Raw genomic sequence first — 15,283 nt, forward strand, 5'->3', positions numbered from 1 at the left:
CCTTAGGCTTGAACCAGTGGTCCGGGATTGGGCAGGTACTGCTCGCGGATCGCCTTGGCCGCCCAGTACGTCAGCCCGCCGACCAGCCCGGTCGGGTTGTACTGGATGTTCTGCGGGAAGGCACTGGCACCCATCACGAAGACGTTGTGAACGTCCCAGGTCTGCAGATAGCGGTTGAGCACGCTGGATGTCGGGTCGGTCCCCATGATCGCGCCGCCCACGTTGTGGGTGGTCTGGTAAGGCCGGACGTCGTACTGGGAGTCGAAATCCTTGAACGACAGCTTGTAGTCGTCCGGCTTCAGGGCCTTGGAGAGGATATCGATCTTCTGCTTCATGAACTGGGTCATGCGCACGTCATTGTCCTTCCAGTTGAAGGTCATGCGCATCAGCGGGCGACCGTGATCGTCGGTGTAGGTCGGATCGAGATCCAGGTAGCAGTCGCGATAGGACATGTTGCTGCCGTGGGAGCCGATGGTCATGGTATGACCGTAGGTCTCCTGGACCGCCTGCTTCCATTGCGCGCCCCAGCTGGGAGCGCCCTTGGGCAACGGCATGTTGCGAATCGGCTGGCCGTTGGTCATGGCCGCGCTGAAGTAGGATCCGCCGATGAACCCCGCCTGGCCGAAATCGATCTGCTCGACGCCGAAGTCGTTGAGCACCTCGGCGTTGGCCCCCGCGCCGATGAACGGGTTGAACTCCTTGTCCTTGAAGTAGAGCGTGGCGCCGCCGTTCATCTGATAGGCGTAGTTCTTGCCGACCACCCCTTCGCCGCTGATGGGGTCGTAGGGCTTGCCGATGCCGGAGAGCAGCAGCAGATGCACGTTGTGCAGCGAATAGGCGCCCATGATCACCAGATCGGCCGGCTGGATCACCTCGTCGCCGTTCTCGTCGATGTAGGTGACACCGGTGGCGGTCTTGCCGTCACTGGCGAGATTGACCTTCATCACCTCGCAGTTGGCGCGATAGGCGAAGTTCTTGCGCTGCTTGAGCGCACCCAGCACGCAGGTCTGCGGCGACGACTTGGAGTAGTTGAGGCAGCCGTAGCGCTCGCAGAACCCGCAGTAGTTGCACGGTGCCAGCTGCATGCCGTAGGGGTTGGTGTACGCCTCGGAGGCGTTGGCCGCGGGCATCGGGAACGGGTGCAGCCCCTGCTCGGCAGCCATGTCGCGGAACAGGGTGTCGTTGAGGGTCCGCTTCATCGGCGGCATGGGATACTCGTCGGAGCGCCAGCCTTCGAAGGGGTTGCCACCCTCCTGGATCTCGCCGTTGAGGTTGCCGGCCTTGCCGGCGATGCCGGCGACTTTCTCGAAGAAGTCGAAATGCGGCTCGAGCTCGTCGTAACTGACCCCGAAGTCCTGGATGGCCATCTCTTCGGGAATGGTATCCGCGCCGAACGTCTCCTCGACGTAGCTCTTCAACCGCAGCTCCTGCGGCTGCGGACGCCAGGTATGCCCGTTCCAGTGCGTCCCGGCACCGCCGACGCCGTTGCCCGGCAGAAACGATCCCAGGCTACGATACGGCACCGCCAGATCCCGGACCCCATGGCGGACGGTGAGCGTGCTCTTGGCCGGGCGCTGCATCAGTTGATAGCGAACGCCGTAGGTCAGCTCATCGGCCATCTTGGGATAGGCGAAATCGGGCACGGTATCCTGATCCGGGCCGCGCTCCAGCGCGAGAACGCTGAGACCTTCATCGGTCATCTCCATGCCCATGATCGAATTGGTCCAGCCGAGGCCGATCAGTACGACATCCACATGCGGGTTGGTCTTGGCCACGATCTATCCCCTCTCTCCGGTAAGGCTGACCGGACCGAGCGGATAAGCCTTGTTGTGTTGTTCGACCCACTCCAGGTATGAGGCACGCGCGCCAGGGAAGCCGATGAACTTCCACGACGCCATGTGCTTGTTGCCCCCATGGATCGGGTCGGCGAAATAGCCTTCCTTGGTGTTCTGCAGCAGAAACGCGAAGAACTGCCCGGAAGAGACATCGTCGAACTCGATCTCCCCTTTCTCCAACTGCGTCAGTATCTGGGTCTGGGTGTCGGCGTCGAGCGCTGCGAACCCCTTGCCGTGATTGTCCTGGCAATGGCGCCCCGTTGCCGCGATCCCCTTGCGATAGACCTCCCGCGGCGCCAGTGGCGACTGATAGCCGAACAGCGGCGAAACGTCCGGGTGAAACGGCCCTTTCATGTACCAGTCCGTCGCATGGCCGAATTTGCCCTCCATCTGCTGGTCGATGAAGATCGGCACATTGGTCTCGAGCGCCCCCGGACCTTCGCCATCGCTGGGGATCAGGCGATCGCAGGCGGCCAGAATGAATCGCCACTCGTCGGCATCGAAAAACGTCGGCTGATAGGCGTCGAGATTGGCGGGGGGCTCCGCGGCCGCGGCGGTCAGCGATACGCCACTGCCGACGGTCACCGCTGGAATCATCATCAGCGATCCCTTGATGAATCCCCGACGCGACGCGTTCTTGAGCTCTGAGCTCATGGTTATCTCCTTCACAGTCCGGGTGAAGCACAGCGTTCGGCTCGTTGGCTCCGAGCCTTGTTATCGACCAACGGCGGTCAGGCGCCGCTGTTCGGGCAGTTCATAACTGCCAGTTATTTGTTAATTCCTCTGAATGACATGCGACAAATTATCACACCTAAAACTGCTTAGCACGGGAATCAAATACCCGAAAACGACATTCATGACGAAAAATTTCTATACTGCCCAAGGCGTTAATCGAGCGCTCAACAGGTTTCACGATTCAGCTCAGCCATGACAACAATCGCATTTCGAGGGTAACCGCATGCCGAGACTCACCCCCGCCAAGAACTATCCTCGCCGGGTCGCCGGACTCTGCGTCTTCTGCCTGACCTTCGCCTATTCGGTGGCCTCGCTGGGTCAGGCCGCCATTCTCGAGGGCGAGCGTTTCCATCCCCAGGTCGGCGAGCACGGGATGGTCGCCACCAGTCACTACCTCGCCTCACAGATCGCTCACGAGGTTCTCGAGGATGGCGGCAACGCGGTCGATGCGGCCGTCACCGCCGGTTTCGCGCTGGCAGTGACCCAGCCCCGATCGGGCAATATCGGCGGCGGCGGATTCATGCTGATCTCCGACGAAAAGAGCGACAAGGTCATCGCCATCGACTACCGCGAGAAGGCGCCCGCCGCGGCCTACGAGACCATGTTCCAGAACGAACAGGGCGAGGCCGTCTCCGAACTCTCGCGCTATACCCACAACGCCTCCGGCGTGCCCGGCACCGTGGCCGGCCTGGCGATGGCGCTGGACCAGTACGGTACGATGACGCTTGCCGAGGCGCTGGCGCCCGCGATCCAGCTGGCGGAGGAAGGGTTCATCATCCCGCCACGTTTCGCCGAGGGGCTCGAGCAGTCCCAGGATCGGCTAAAACAGTGGGAGTCGACGCGCAAGGTGTTCTACAAGCCGGACGGCTCGCTCTATCGTCCCGGTGAGCGGTTTCGCCAGCCCGATCTTGCCGCGACGCTCAAGCGTATCGCCGAGAACGGTCCGCGGGAGTTCTACGAGGGCGAGACGGCACGCCTGATCACCGCCGAGATGCAGAATCACGGCGGCCTGATGACGGCACAGGATCTCGCCGACTACCAGCCGACGATTCGCGAACCCGTCCACGGCAACTACCGCGGCTACGACGTCTATGCGATGAGCCCTCCCTCCTCCGGCGGCGCGCATATCGTGCAGATGCTCAATATCCTCGAGGGCTACGACATTCACGCCATGGGCTTCAACTCGGCGCGCACGATCCACGTCATGAGCGAGGCGATGAAGCGCGCCTACGCCGACCGCGCCGAATACCTGGGCGACACCGATTTCGTCGATGTCCCGCTCGAAGGCATCACGTCCAAGTCCTACGCCGAGGAACTGCACAACCAGATCGACCTCGACCGGGCCACGCCCAGCAGCGAGATCGCCGCGGGAGATCCGCTGCCGTACGAGTCCAACGAGACCACCCACTTCTCGATCGCCGACGACAGCGGCCTCGCCGTCTCCAACACCTATACCATCAACTTCAGCTACGGCGCGGGCATCGTCGTCGACGGCGCCGGCTTCCTGCTCAACAACGAGATGGACGACTTCTCCGCCAAGCCCGGCACCCCCAATGCCTACGGCCTGATCGGCGGGGAAGCCAACAAGATCGAACCGGAAAAGCGAATGCTCTCCTCGATGACGCCGACCATCGTCAAGAAGGACGGCAAGAACTTCCTGGTGACCGGCAGCCCGGGGGGCTCGCGCATCATCACCACCACGCTGCAGGTGGTGATGAACGTGATCGACCATGGCATGAACATTCAGAGCGCAGTCAGTGCGCCTCGGATCCACGACCAGTGGTTGCCGGACGAGATCCGCATCGAGGACGGCATCAGCCCGGATACCATCGCCCTGCTCGAGGCCATGGGCCACAAGGTCAGCCAGCAGGAGGCGATGGGCGCGGCACAGTCGATCCTGATCGAGGACGACGGCACCTTCACCGGCGGAGCCGACCCGCGACGCTCGACCTCGTCGGCGATGGGCATTTGAGTCATGAGAGATACCAAGTCCCGGATCGGCTCCGTACAGCACCGAGCGGATGATGCCGGGCGGTGGTCATGCTGACCGCGCCCGCTCGGCACATCCTCGGTCTGTTGGCGCTCGTCGTCATGCCACTCGGCGCCGCCGCCCAATCGACGAGCGGCGAACGCATCACGCTCGCCGCCAGCGAACCCGAACGCGTGATCGAGGCTCGGCTAAGCGGCGACCAGACCGCCGAGTATCGCGTCGCCGCAAAGCAAGGCCAGATCCTGTCCGTGGACCTGGATGCCTCCCGCGACAGCGTCTACTTCAATATCAAGTCGAACGACGGCGGCGAGTTCCTGTTCGCGGGGATGATGGCGGGCAACGTCGCGGATGTCGCCCTGCCGGAAACCGGCGACTATCTCGTTCAGGTGTTCCTGGTCCGCGCGGCCGCACGGCGTGACGAACAGGCGAGCTACACGCTGACCATCGGTGTCGGCGAACCGGGCGAGGCCCCGACGGCCGAGGCGAACAGGGACAGCGCCGAGCCCGCAGGAACCCACCGACCCGAGGCAATGGACGGGCCGAAATACTGGCAGGTGGAGCTGGAAGACGCGACGACCCGGCTCAACGTCCGGTCGGGTCCTGGCCGGCAGTACGCCATTGCCGGCCAGTTGGCCAATGGCGAAACCCTAGAGAATCTTGGCTGCCGTCTGAGCGGCGCCGATCGCTGGTGCCACGTTCGCGCCGCGGGTTCGGGGCTCCGCGGCTGGGCCGCCGGGCGATTTCTGGTCGAAGGAAGCCAGCCATCGGCGTCGAGCTCCTCGAGAGGCGACACCGAACTTGAAGGTCTGAACAGCAGCGACCACGACTTCGACGCCACGGGTACGGTCGACTGCGTGCTGGAACCGGGCCAACCCGCCCAGCGCTGCCCTTTCGGCGTGATTCGCGACGGGCCCGGCAATGCGGGCATCTGGATCGCCATGCCTCCAGGCCAGGACTCGAAAGGCTCGCTGCATATCCTGTTCGAGACCGGCATGGTGACTGCAATCAATCATGGCGGTGACAGCGGTAATGGCAGTAATGCCGGCGCGGATTACATCGCCAGAAAGATCGGCGATCACTACCAGATCGATACCGGCATGCGCCAATTCGTGATTCCCGGGGCCGTCGTCTACGGCCAGAAGGCCAAAGCCGATGACGACGGGGTTGACGGGGAGACGGCTGATGACGGTGACGATGCGGTTGATGACAGTGCCGGAGATGACCGTGCCGCCAATGACCCTCAAGGCAGCGACTAGCCGCTACGACAGGCGTTCCCGATGCCCATCGTCCTGATTGCCATTGCCGAGTGGTTCGGTACCGCCCTGTGGTTCACGCCCAACGCCGTGATCGGCGACCTTCAGACCGCCTGGAATCTCGCGCCGGCCGACCTGGGCTGGCTGACCGGCGCCGTCCAGATCGGTTTCCTGGCCGGTACGCTCGGGATCGGCCTGAGCGGACTTGCCGACCGCGCCCCCGCCAGCCGTCTGTTCGCGCTGTCGTGCCTGATCGGCGCGCTCTCCAATGCGCTGCTGCCTTACGCGGGCGGGCTCTGGCCAGCCGTGGGGTTGCGCGTGGTGACCGGGCTGGCGTTGGCCGGCATCTACCCCATCGGGATGAAACTGATGGTGGGCTGGGCGCCAGGACGAACCGGGCTCGGGCTGGCGTGGCTGGTCGGCATGCTGGTCCTGGGCACCGCGATGCCCCATCTGCTGGCCGGGATCGAGTGGGGAGGCAGCTGGCGGGCGACGCTGTGGCTCGCTTCCCTGCTCGCGCTGCTGGCGGCGGCCATCGTCTGGCAGTTGGGCGATGCCGCTCCCCACGGACGGAGTGCCCCACCGCCGAGATCGCGCCTGGCCGGACTGGCCGCCTTCGGCATCGCCGATTTCCGCCGCGCCGCCAGCGCCTACTTCGGGCATATGTGGGAGCTCTACACGCTCTGGACGCTGATTCCACTACTACTGGTGGCGGCGAACCCCGAGCTCTCCCCGCGGGCGCTGTCGCTGTTGGCGTTCGCCCTGATCGCCGTCGGCGCTCCCGGCTGCTGGCTGGGCGGCTGGTTGAGCCAGCGCCTCGGCAGCCGCCGGGTCGCGACCCTGGGACTGGCCGGCTCGGCGATGGGCTGCGCGCTATACCCGTGGCTGGCGTCCCATCTCGGCTTCGTCGCCCTGAGCGCGTACCTGGCGGCGTGGAGCCTGCTCGCGGTGATCGACTCCCCGCAGTTTTCCGCCCTCTCCGCCAACGCCTGCCCGCCCGGGCTGGTCGGTAGCGCATTGACGCTCCAGAACGCCATCGGCTTCGCCATCTCCGCCCTCTCGATCGGCCTGCTGGTACCTTGGCTCCCTGCGCTGGATGCGACGATCGCGTGGTGGCTGCTGCCCGGTCCGCTGCTGGGGCTGATCGGTTTGCGACGCTTGGGTCAGCCATCCGGCCGGGGATGAGTGTGGTGCCACCACCCGTGGTAAGCGACGGGTCGTCGATTCGCCCCCGCGGGAGCTTATAGAGTTACCGCGCAAAGTTATAAAAAATTGATCTAAGTAAACGAATTGTCATTCCATTAGGATTTATCTAGCCTTGCCGGCATCGCTAATAATCCGTAGGGAACAGATTATGCTCGGGCTCTCCAGACCTCGCTCACTCTTCGCGGCATCCACCCTCGGCCTGGCCTTGACGCTGGGTGCCCTGTCGCCGGCCCAGGCCCAGGATCAGCCGCGCGAACTGCTCAACTCCTCCTATGACATCGCCCGCGAGCTGTTCGCCGCGATCAATCCGAAGTTCATCGACTGGTGGCAGGAGCAGCACGACGAAACCGTCGGCGTCAAGCAGTCCCATGGCGGCTCCTCGACCCAGGCCCGTTCGATCATGCAGGGGCTGCGCGCCGATGTGGTGACGTTCAACCAGGTCACCGATGTCAACGTGCTCGCCGACGCAGGCCTGGTCGCCAAGGATTGGCAGGAGCGCTATCCGAACAACGCCTCGCCCTACTACTCCACCACCGCGTTCCTGGTGCGCAAGGGCAACCCCAAGCAGATCGAGAACTGGGACGATCTCGCCCGTGATGACGTCTCGCTGGTGTTCCCCAACCCCAAGACCTCGGGCAACGGTCGCTATACCTACCTGGCGGCCTGGGGCTATGCCGACCAGGCCTTCGATGGCGACGAGGCCAAGATCGAGGATTACATGAAGACGTTCCTCGGCAACGTCGAGGTGTTCGACACCGGCGGTCGCGGCGCCACGACGACCTTCGTCGAGCGCGGAATCGGCGACGTCCTGATCACCTTCGAGTCCGAGGTCAACAACATCCGCAACGAGTACGGCAAGGACGACTACGAGGTGGTGGTACCCCCCGTCAGCATCCTGGCCGAATTCCCGGTGGCGGTGGTCGACGAGTACGCCCAGCGCAACGGCAATGAAGATCTGGCCAAGGGCTATCTCGATTACCTCTACACCGAGGAGGCGCAGCGCCTGCTGGCCGGATTCAACTACCGCGTCAACGACGAGAAGGTCGCCGCCGAGTTCAGCGACCAGTTCCCGGAAACCGAACTGCTGCGCGTCGAAGACGTCTTCGGCAGCTGGCCCGAGGCGATGCAGACGCACTTCTCGAGCGGCGGTGAACTGGATCAGCTCCAACGCCGATGATCGCCCAGGCCCTCATGCGGCGCCGCGAACGCCGGGTGCTCCCCGGCTTCGGGCTCTCCCTCGGCGTCTCGCTGACCTTCGTTTCGCTGGTCCTGCTGCTGCCCCTGACCAGTCTGGTGGGGCAGCTTTCGCAGCTGAGCTGGTCGCAGTACTGGTTCCTGATCACCGACCCGAGGCTGCTGGCGAGCTACGCCGTCACGCTGTTCGGCGCCGGGGTCGCGGCGCTGTTCAACGCGGCGTTCGGCTTGCTGATGGCGTGGGTGCTGGTGCGCTACGAATTTCCCGGCAAACGCCTGGTCGACGCGCTGATGGACCTGCCGTTCGCGCTGCCCACGGCGGTGGCCGGCATCACCCTGGCAACGCTCTACTCCAGTAACGGCTGGATCGGGCGGCTGCTGGAACCGTGGGGGATCTCGGTCTCCTACACCTGGATCGGCATCGCCCTGGCGATGGCGTTCACCAGCATTCCCTTCGTGGTACGCACCGTGCAGCCGGTACTGGAGGATCTTCCCGCCGAGGTGGACGAGGCCGCGATGACGCTCGGCGCCAGCGATGGGCACGCCTTTCGGCGCGTCATCCTGCCCTACCTGTGGCCGGCGCTGGTCACCGGCACCGGGCTCGCCTTCGTGCGCTCGTTGGGGGAATTCGGCGCGGTGATCTTCATCGCCGGCGGCAAGCCCTACGAAACCGAGATCACCTCGCTGATGGTCTTCGTCAAGCTGCAGGAGTACGACTACGCCGGTGCCTCGGCGGTGGCGTCGATCGTGCTGGCCACTTCGCTGGCGCTGCTGCTGGCGATCAACCTGTGGCAGGGCCGCTTCATCAAGCGACTGCATGGAGGGCGCGGCTGATGATTCGTATCGGTGATGCACCGCGTGTCCGCCGCCTGCTGATCGGCACGGCGCTGACGTTGACCGCGCTGTTCCTGCTGCTGCCGCTGGTGGCGATCTTCGCCCAGGCGCTGATGAGCGGCATCGACGTCTACTGGCAGAATCTGAGCAGTGTCTACACCCTCTCCGCCATCGGCCTCACGCTGCTGGTCGCGGCGATCACGGTACCGGTCAACCTGGTCTTCGGGGTGTTTCTGGCCTGGCTGGTGACGCGCTTCGACTTTCCCGGCCGGCGCCTGCTGCAGACGCTGATCGACATCCCGTTCGCGGTCTCGCCGGTGGTCGCGGGTCTCGTCTACCTGCTGCTCTATGGCCGCAACGGCTGGCTTGGCGGCTGGCTCGACGCCCACGACATCCAGATCATGTTCGCCTGGCCGGGCATCGTGCTGGTGACGCTGTTCGTCACCTGCCCGTTCGTCGCTCGCGAACTGATCCCGCTGATGCAGACGCAGGGGTCGCGCGAGGAAGAAGCCGCCGTCACACTCGGCGCTTCCGGCTGGACGATCTTCCGTCGCGTCACGCTACCGAACATCCGCCACGCCCTGCTCTATGGCGTGATCCTGACCAACGCCCGCGCCGTCGGCGAGTTCGGCGCGGTGTCGGTGGTCGCCGGGGCGATCCGTGGCCAGACCAACACCCTGCCGCTACAGGTCGAACAGCTCTACCAGGACTACAACACCGTCGGTGCCTTCACCAGCGCATCGCTGCTGGCATTGCTGGCACTACTGACGCTGGCCGCTAAGGCCGCACTCGAATGGCGCGCCGCGCGCCGGGAGACCGCGACATGAGTATTCGCATCTCACAGATCGACAAGCGCTACGGGCGCACCCGCGCCCTGGAACCCATCGACCTCGACATCCACGATGGCGAGCTGATCGGGCTACTCGGCCCCTCCGGTTCCGGCAAGACCACGCTGCTGCGCATCGTCGCTGGCCTGGAACAGGCCGACGGCGGCTCGATCCACTTCGGCGACCGTGACGTGACCCAGGTCCACGTGCGCGACCGGCGCATCGGCTTCGTGTTCCAGCACTATGCGCTGTTTCGCCACATGACCGTATTCGACAACGTCGCCTTCGGTCTCACCGCCATGCCGCGATCCCGGCGCCCCTCCAGCGGCGAGATCCGTAGCCGGGTCATGCAGCTGCTGGAAATGGTCCGGCTGCAGGACTTCGCCCGGCGCTTCCCGGCGCAGCTTTCCGGCGGCCAGCAACAGCGCGTCTCGCTGGCCCGCGCCCTGGCGCTGAAACCCGACGTGCTGCTGCTCGACGAACCCTTTGGCGCGCTGGACGCCAAGGTCCGCCAGGAGCTACGCCGTTGGCTGCGTCATCTCCATGAAGAACTCCACTTCACCAGCCTGTTCGTGACCCACGATCAGGAAGAGGCGCTGGAGCTGTCGGATCGGGTGGTGGTGATGAGCAATGGTCGGGTCGAGCAGATCGCCACGCCGGATACCCTCTATCGCCAGCCCGCCAACCAGTTCGTGTTCGAGTTCCTGGGCGACGTCAACCGGCTCGAAGGCGATGTCGAAGCCGAAGTCCTGACCTGCGGCGACGCTCGCGTTGCGGTACCCGGCGTCGAGAATGGCCGCCAGGAACTGCTGCTCCGGCCTCACGAGATCCGGCTGGGAGAGCAGCCCGATGCCCGCGCGCACCTTCCGGTCAGCGTCACGGCTGTCGTTCCGGTCGGCGCGGAAGTCCGTCTCGAGCTGGAGGCCGACTGGCTCGGCGAACCCTGGCTGGCCACCATTAGTCACGCCGAGTTCGAGCGCCTGGACGTGAAACGAGGCAAACGCCTTTTCGCCCAGCCCAGCCGCCTGCATCGCTTCGATACGCCACGACCGCAGACCCTGGCACCGCTGGCGACTTCCTGAATCGAGCCGGCGAGCCGAGATGCGTCCACTGGCGTTCCGGAAACGGACGAGCGGTGTCTATAATGGGCCTGTCCGTTCCCATGATTCGAGAGGTTCACCGTTATGCGTCAATGGTTTGCACTCAAGTGCACGGCCACCATGCTGCTGCTCGGCCTGCTGACGGCGTGCGCGCAGAGTCCCCAGATCCTGTCCGTGAATCCCAAGGTGAGCGGCGACTTCCCGCACACCGGCAACGGGCAGTCGGTCGCCCTGGAAGTGGTCGACGGACGAGACAGCAGCGTCATCGGCACCCGTTCGGGAACGGCCTCGGCGACCTCGACGATCACCGTCGAAGCCCACGACGTGATTCCCAAGATTCGAGCTCAGGCCGAGAACGCCCTGCGCAGCATGGGATTCAACCCGACCAGCCAGAACAGCGGCGGCCCCGCCCTGACGCTGACCCTGTCGGAGCTGAACTACGCTCGCGGTACCGCCGAGCAGCCGCTGCTGGGCGCCTCCCAGTTGCAGGCGATCATCCAGGCAGAAGTCGATAACGGTGGCAACACCTACACCGGTCGCTACACCGCCAAGCGCTCACAGAGCTACGCGCTCAAGCCGGACTGGGATACCAACAATCGCATGGTCAGCGAGCTGTTGAGCAATGCCCTGGACCGGACGTTCCGCGATCAGCAGCTGGCCAACCTGCTGGCCCGCTGACCCTCCCCGGGAGAGCGCCTCAGCGGCGCGGCGGCCGGAACGACGAACCGCCTGTCACGGTAACGTGGCAGGCGGTTCGTCGTTTACGGGTGTTCGTCGCGGGAGCGGTTGGAATGCGCCTGACGGACAGGGCCGCGTCGGGTCAGTTGCCAGACGCTCTCGACCAGACCATCGGCGGCGGTGGCGACATCGCAGAGCACCAACTCGAAGTTCGGCGCCATCAACGCCTCGACCTCGGCATGAGTCACGCTGAATGGCGGGCCGCGGCAGGGGTCGTCATGGGTCAGGGTGATCAGCAGCCCGCGCGTGCCGGGCAGCAACAGCTGCGCCAGATGGTGGGCGTAGCGTTGACGCGTGGCGGGTGGCAGCGCGATCAGCGCGGCCCGGTCGTAGAAACCGGCGAGCTCGGCGGCCTGCTCCACCTGGAAATGGAAGAAATCGCCACACCACAGCTCGATACGCCCCAGGCGGGTACACTCGAAGCCGGATTGGCGATAGCGTAGCGCCGTCCGCCTCTTCCCCGCGCTGCACGGCTCTTCCGCCACGAACTGTTCGATGGCCAGCGGCGACAGCTCGATTCCCAGCACCGGATTGCCGCGCTCGACCAGCCAGCGCATGTCCTGACTCTTGCCGCACAGCGGCACCAGCACCTTGGCGCCGGCACGCAACTCGAGCCGACCCCAGAACCCCTCCAGTGCCGGGTGCGGCGCCTGGAGATGGAATCCGATGCGTCCCTGGCGCCAGCGCTCCAGCCAGTCCGCCCCACTCATGCCGTTCCCCTTCGGAAACTCAGAACCAGCGGTCGCGCTTGCGACGGCGGCGCGGCAGATGCGGGACGATCAACCCCAGAATCAGGCCCGCCCCGGCGACACCGCCACCGTACATGAAGTAGCGCATCAGCAGATCCTCCTCCTGGGTATCCAGACGCGCCTGCATCTCGCGCATCTTGCTTTCCGCCTGGGAGTAGGCCTGGTTGAGCTGGTTGTTGGTAGCCTGAAGCTCATCGACCTGCGCCTGGCGGTCCTTCAGGTCGTTGCGCATATCGGCGACCCGCTGGTTCCACTCGTCGTCGATGCCGTCGAGACGCGTGGTCAACTGATCGACCTTCTTCTGCAGCGCCGGCAGTTGCTGCTGGGCGCTGGGCTGATCCTGGATGAACTGGGACTGTACCCACACCTCGTCGCCATCCGGCCCGCGGACCTGGGTGTAGTCCCCCTGGGTCTGCAGCACCGTCACGGGATCGCCACTGGTGAGCGTCCCGACGATACGATAGCCGTCGGTCGGGCCGCTGCGCACGAAAGTGGTCAGGGAATCGCTGACCCAATGGCCATCCTGCGCCATGGCGGAAGCGGAGAACAGGGCGGCGCTCAAGGCACAGCCCATGACTAGATTTCGGATTTTCAACATATCGTCGTGATCTTAAGTGGCTAATCGATAACGGTTGGGCATCTCTTCACGCAACGATGAATCGGGCGACGATGAGACCACACCTCGCGTCCTGCGAGGGCGGTGATTCAGTCATCCACACTTTCTGTGGATAACCATTTGGACAACTTGCGTAACAGTGGCGCCATTCGCCGGCTACCCCGGCATTCGCGACAAACTGATGAAAAACTAACCAATTCATGAGGTTTCGAGTTGCCGTCTCAACCATCGTCCCTGGGGGGCCAGGCCATGGGCCGGGGAAACTCGGTCACGTTGCCTTCGGCCTTGACCGCCTTGGCCACGCCTCCTCGCTCCACCTCGTCGATACGCACGATCGCACTGTAGGGTATGTAGCTGCGATTGACGCCATCGAAGGTTCGGCGCAGTTTTTCCGCGCCGGGATCGACCACCACCTTGGACTGATCCTCGAACACGAAAGACTCGACCTCGATGAATCCCCACAGATCGCTTTGGAAGATCTCCCTGGCGTAGAGTTCCCACACCTCACCCTGATTGTGAAACACTACCCGATAGATCGGCTTGCTGGGCATAGACGAACGGCTCTCTCGATAACATCGGCCACGCTCACGAGCATTCGTTCCCGGACCATGGCGTCGCAAATAGGCGCAAGGGTACCACAGCCGCCACACCATGCGAGCGACACGGGTTGGCTGTATCGCTCCATCGCCCGTATAATGCCGCGTTCTCGAGGAAGCACGGCCCGGCAGCGACTCCACGCCGGCAGCCGGTTCCGGCGACTTATTTTTCTCATCCTCCACGGGGCATCGGTGACGCGCGCATGGCCGCAGCAACGCAACCTATGACGAAGAAGCTGTTCATCAAGACCCACGGCTGTCAGATGAACGAGTACGACTCCGCCCGTATCGCGGACCTGCTCGGCGAATCTCATCGTCTGGAACTCACCGACAAGGAGGGTGAGGCCGACGTCATCCTGCTCAACACCTGTTCGATTCGCGAAAAGGCCCAGGAGAAGGTGTTTCACCAGCTCGGGCGCTGGAAAAAGCTGAAGGCCGCGAATCCGGACCTGGTCATCGGCGTGGGCGGCTGCGTGGCCAGCCAGGAAGGCGAGAACATCCGCAAGCGCGCACCGCATGTCGACATGGTGTTCGGCCCCCAGACCCTGCACCGGCTGCCGACCATGCTCGACGCGCGCAGCAAGAGCGCGACGCCGATCCAGACGGTGGACGTCACCTTCCCCGAGATCGAGAAGTTCGACCACCTGCCCAAGCCGAAATCCGACGGTGCCACCGCCTTCGTCTCGATCATGGAAGGCTGCTCCAAGTACTGCACCTTCTGCGTCGTCCCCTACACCCGGGGCGAAGAGGTCTCGCGCCCCTTCGAGTCGGTGATGGAAGAGGTCGTGCATCTAGCCGACCAGGGCGTTCGCGAAATCAACCTGCTGGGCCAGAACGTCAATGCCTACCGCGGACTCGACGCGAGTGGCGACGAGATCGATCTGGCGGAACTGATCGCCTGCGTGGCGGCGGTGGACGGCATCGACCGTATCCGCTTCACCACCTCGCACCCGGTCGAATTCTCCGACAGCCTGATCGAGGCCTACGGCGAGATCCCGGAGCTGGTCAGCCACCTCCATCTGCCGGTGCAGTCGGGCTCGGATCGTATCCTGGCCGCGATGAAGCGCGGGCACGGCCGTGACATGTACATCGACAAGCTCGAGCGCATTCGCGCCCTGCGCCCGGACATCAGCTTCTCCTCGGACTTCATCATCGGCTTCCCCGGCGAGACCGACGCCGACTTCGAGGACACCATGGACCTGATCCATCGGATCGGCTTCGATGCGTCGTTCAGCTTCATCTACTCGAAACGTCCCGGTACGCCCGCCTCCAGCCTGCCGGACGAGACGACGCAGGAGACCAAGAAGCAGCGCCTGGCGATCCTGCAGGACCGACTCAACCAGCAGACCCAGCAGATCAGCCGGCGCATGGTCGGCAACCGCGAGCGGATTCTGGTGACCGGCTTCTCGCCCAAGGACCCCGGGCAACTGTCGGGACGGACCGAGAACAACCGCGTCGTCAATTTCCGGGCCGAGGATCCGACCTCGCTGATCGGCTACTTCGTCGATGTCACCATTACCGAAGCACTGCCCAACTCGCTGCGCGGCGAGCTGGCTTCCCCTCAGCGACATTGACCCGACGGGAGGGAAGGCGCGGCCGTCCCGCCTTTC

14 protein-coding genes are annotated in these 15,283 nt (G+C 64.4%); 9 read left to right on the forward strand and 5 right to left on the reverse strand.

Features of this window, described 5'->3' with window-relative positions:
* Positions 1–2: 2 nt before the first annotated feature.
* Both AAGT95_RS17980 and AAGT95_RS17985 read right to left on the reverse strand, forming a co-directional pair.
* Positions 3–1,775 (reverse strand): GMC family oxidoreductase, encoded by a 1,773-nt coding sequence (locus AAGT95_RS17980; protein ID WP_110708694.1) that lies wholly within the window; start codon positions 1,773–1,775, stop codon positions 3–5.
* 3 nt (positions 1,776–1,778) lie between these two features.
* Positions 1,779–2,489 carry a gluconate 2-dehydrogenase subunit 3 family protein gene (locus AAGT95_RS17985; protein WP_342594687.1) on the reverse strand — a complete coding sequence of 237 codons (711 nt, stop codon included), beginning with the start codon at positions 2,487–2,489 and terminating at the stop codon, positions 1,779–1,781.
* A gap of 304 nt (positions 2,490–2,793) precedes the next feature.
* On the opposite strand from AAGT95_RS17985, the gene ggt reads away from it, so the two are divergent.
* The 8 genes from ggt (at position 2,794) to AAGT95_RS18025 (ending at position 11,652) form a co-directional block, all read left to right on the forward strand.
* Positions 2,794–4,542: a gamma-glutamyltransferase gene (gene ggt, locus AAGT95_RS17990; RefSeq protein WP_342594688.1), complete on the forward strand. Its 1,749-nt coding sequence runs from the start codon at positions 2,794–2,796 to the stop codon at positions 4,540–4,542.
* Between the two features lie 68 nt (positions 4,543–4,610).
* Entirely contained in the window at positions 4,611–5,816 is a 1,206-nt protein-coding gene (locus tag AAGT95_RS17995; protein WP_342594689.1) for an SH3 domain-containing protein, read from the forward strand.
* 21 nt (positions 5,817–5,837) lie between these two features.
* Positions 5,838–6,998, forward strand: coding sequence for an MFS transporter (locus AAGT95_RS18000; RefSeq protein WP_342594690.1), 1,161 nt, complete (start codon positions 5,838–5,840; stop codon positions 6,996–6,998).
* A gap of 169 nt (positions 6,999–7,167) precedes the next feature.
* Positions 7,168–8,196, forward strand: coding sequence for a thiosulfate ABC transporter substrate-binding protein CysP (gene cysP / locus AAGT95_RS18005; protein WP_342594691.1), 1,029 nt, complete (start codon positions 7,168–7,170; stop codon positions 8,194–8,196).
* The gene (gene cysT / locus AAGT95_RS18010) at positions 8,193–9,047 is read left to right on the forward strand and encodes a sulfate/thiosulfate ABC transporter permease CysT (RefSeq protein WP_342594692.1); all 855 of its coding nucleotides are present in this window, start codon (positions 8,193–8,195) and stop codon (positions 9,045–9,047) included. The genes cysP and cysT overlap by 4 nt, the downstream gene beginning before the upstream one ends.
* A complete protein-coding gene (cysW, locus tag AAGT95_RS18015; protein WP_110599136.1) occupies positions 9,047–9,874 on the forward strand; it encodes a sulfate ABC transporter permease subunit CysW in 828 nt (275 codons plus the stop codon). The genes cysT and cysW overlap by 1 nt, the downstream gene beginning before the upstream one ends.
* Positions 9,871–10,956: a sulfate/molybdate ABC transporter ATP-binding protein gene (locus AAGT95_RS18020; RefSeq protein ID WP_342594693.1), complete on the forward strand. Its 1,086-nt coding sequence runs from the start codon at positions 9,871–9,873 to the stop codon at positions 10,954–10,956. Before cysW ends, AAGT95_RS18020 begins: the two co-directional genes overlap by 4 nt.
* Before the next feature lie 102 nt (positions 10,957–11,058).
* Complete coding sequence (locus AAGT95_RS18025; RefSeq protein ID WP_110599131.1) at positions 11,059–11,652, forward strand: YajG family lipoprotein; 594 nt, start codon at positions 11,059–11,061, stop codon at positions 11,650–11,652.
* An 83-nt stretch (positions 11,653–11,735) separates the two neighbouring features.
* Here the strand turns inward: AAGT95_RS18025 and AAGT95_RS18030 are convergent, their stop codons facing one another.
* From AAGT95_RS18030 to AAGT95_RS18040, 3 genes are all read right to left on the reverse strand, one after another.
* Complete coding sequence (locus AAGT95_RS18030) at positions 11,736–12,422, reverse strand: thiopurine S-methyltransferase (RefSeq protein ID WP_342594694.1); 687 nt, start codon at positions 12,420–12,422, stop codon at positions 11,736–11,738.
* 19 nt (positions 12,423–12,441) lie between these two features.
* Positions 12,442–13,035 (reverse strand): TIGR04211 family SH3 domain-containing protein, encoded by a 594-nt coding sequence (locus tag AAGT95_RS18035; protein WP_240612321.1) that lies wholly within the window; start codon positions 13,033–13,035, stop codon positions 12,442–12,444.
* Between the two features lie 263 nt (positions 13,036–13,298).
* Complete coding sequence (locus AAGT95_RS18040) at positions 13,299–13,628, reverse strand: DUF1820 family protein (RefSeq protein WP_110599125.1); 330 nt, start codon at positions 13,626–13,628, stop codon at positions 13,299–13,301.
* Between the two features lie 269 nt (positions 13,629–13,897).
* Here AAGT95_RS18040 and miaB point away from each other — a divergent pair, with 269 nt between their 5' ends.
* On the forward strand, positions 13,898–15,247 hold the full coding sequence (gene miaB, locus AAGT95_RS18045) for a tRNA (N6-isopentenyl adenosine(37)-C2)-methylthiotransferase MiaB (protein ID WP_110599123.1): 1,350 nt from the start codon (positions 13,898–13,900) through the stop codon (positions 15,245–15,247).
* Positions 15,248–15,283 lie beyond the last annotated feature (36 nt).

The organism is Salinicola lusitanus (assembly GCF_038648475.1).
Lineage (GTDB): Bacteria > Pseudomonadota > Gammaproteobacteria > Pseudomonadales > Halomonadaceae > Salinicola > Salinicola lusitanus.

Excerpts from the sequence above, each read along its gene's own strand:
- AAGT95_RS17985 (WP_342594687.1), bottom strand. The coding sequence starts at position 2,489 with ATGAGCTCAGAGCTCAAGAACGCGTCGCGTCGGGGATTCATCAAGGGA.
- ggt (WP_342594688.1), top strand. The coding sequence starts at position 2,794 with ATGCCGAGACTCACCCCCGCCAAGAACTATCCTCGCCGGGTCGCCGGA.
- AAGT95_RS17995 (WP_342594689.1), top strand. The coding sequence starts at position 4,611 with ATGCTGACCGCGCCCGCTCGGCACATCCTCGGTCTGTTGGCGCTCGTC.
- AAGT95_RS18000 (WP_342594690.1), top strand. The coding sequence starts at position 5,838 with ATGCCCATCGTCCTGATTGCCATTGCCGAGTGGTTCGGTACCGCCCTG.
- cysP (WP_342594691.1), top strand. The coding sequence starts at position 7,168 with ATGCTCGGGCTCTCCAGACCTCGCTCACTCTTCGCGGCATCCACCCTC.
- cysT (WP_342594692.1), top strand. The coding sequence starts at position 8,193 with ATGATCGCCCAGGCCCTCATGCGGCGCCGCGAACGCCGGGTGCTCCCC.
- cysW (WP_110599136.1), top strand. The coding sequence starts at position 9,047 with ATGATTCGTATCGGTGATGCACCGCGTGTCCGCCGCCTGCTGATCGGC.
- AAGT95_RS18020 (WP_342594693.1), top strand. The coding sequence starts at position 9,871 with ATGAGTATTCGCATCTCACAGATCGACAAGCGCTACGGGCGCACCCGC.
- AAGT95_RS18025 (WP_110599131.1), top strand. The coding sequence starts at position 11,059 with ATGCGTCAATGGTTTGCACTCAAGTGCACGGCCACCATGCTGCTGCTC.
- AAGT95_RS18030 (WP_342594694.1), bottom strand. The coding sequence starts at position 12,422 with ATGAGTGGGGCGGACTGGCTGGAGCGCTGGCGCCAGGGACGCATCGGA.
- AAGT95_RS18035 (WP_240612321.1), bottom strand. The coding sequence starts at position 13,035 with ATGGGCTGTGCCTTGAGCGCCGCCCTGTTCTCCGCTTCCGCCATGGCG.
- AAGT95_RS18040 (WP_110599125.1), bottom strand. The coding sequence starts at position 13,628 with ATGCCCAGCAAGCCGATCTATCGGGTAGTGTTTCACAATCAGGGTGAG.
- miaB (WP_110599123.1), top strand. The coding sequence starts at position 13,898 with ATGACGAAGAAGCTGTTCATCAAGACCCACGGCTGTCAGATGAACGAG.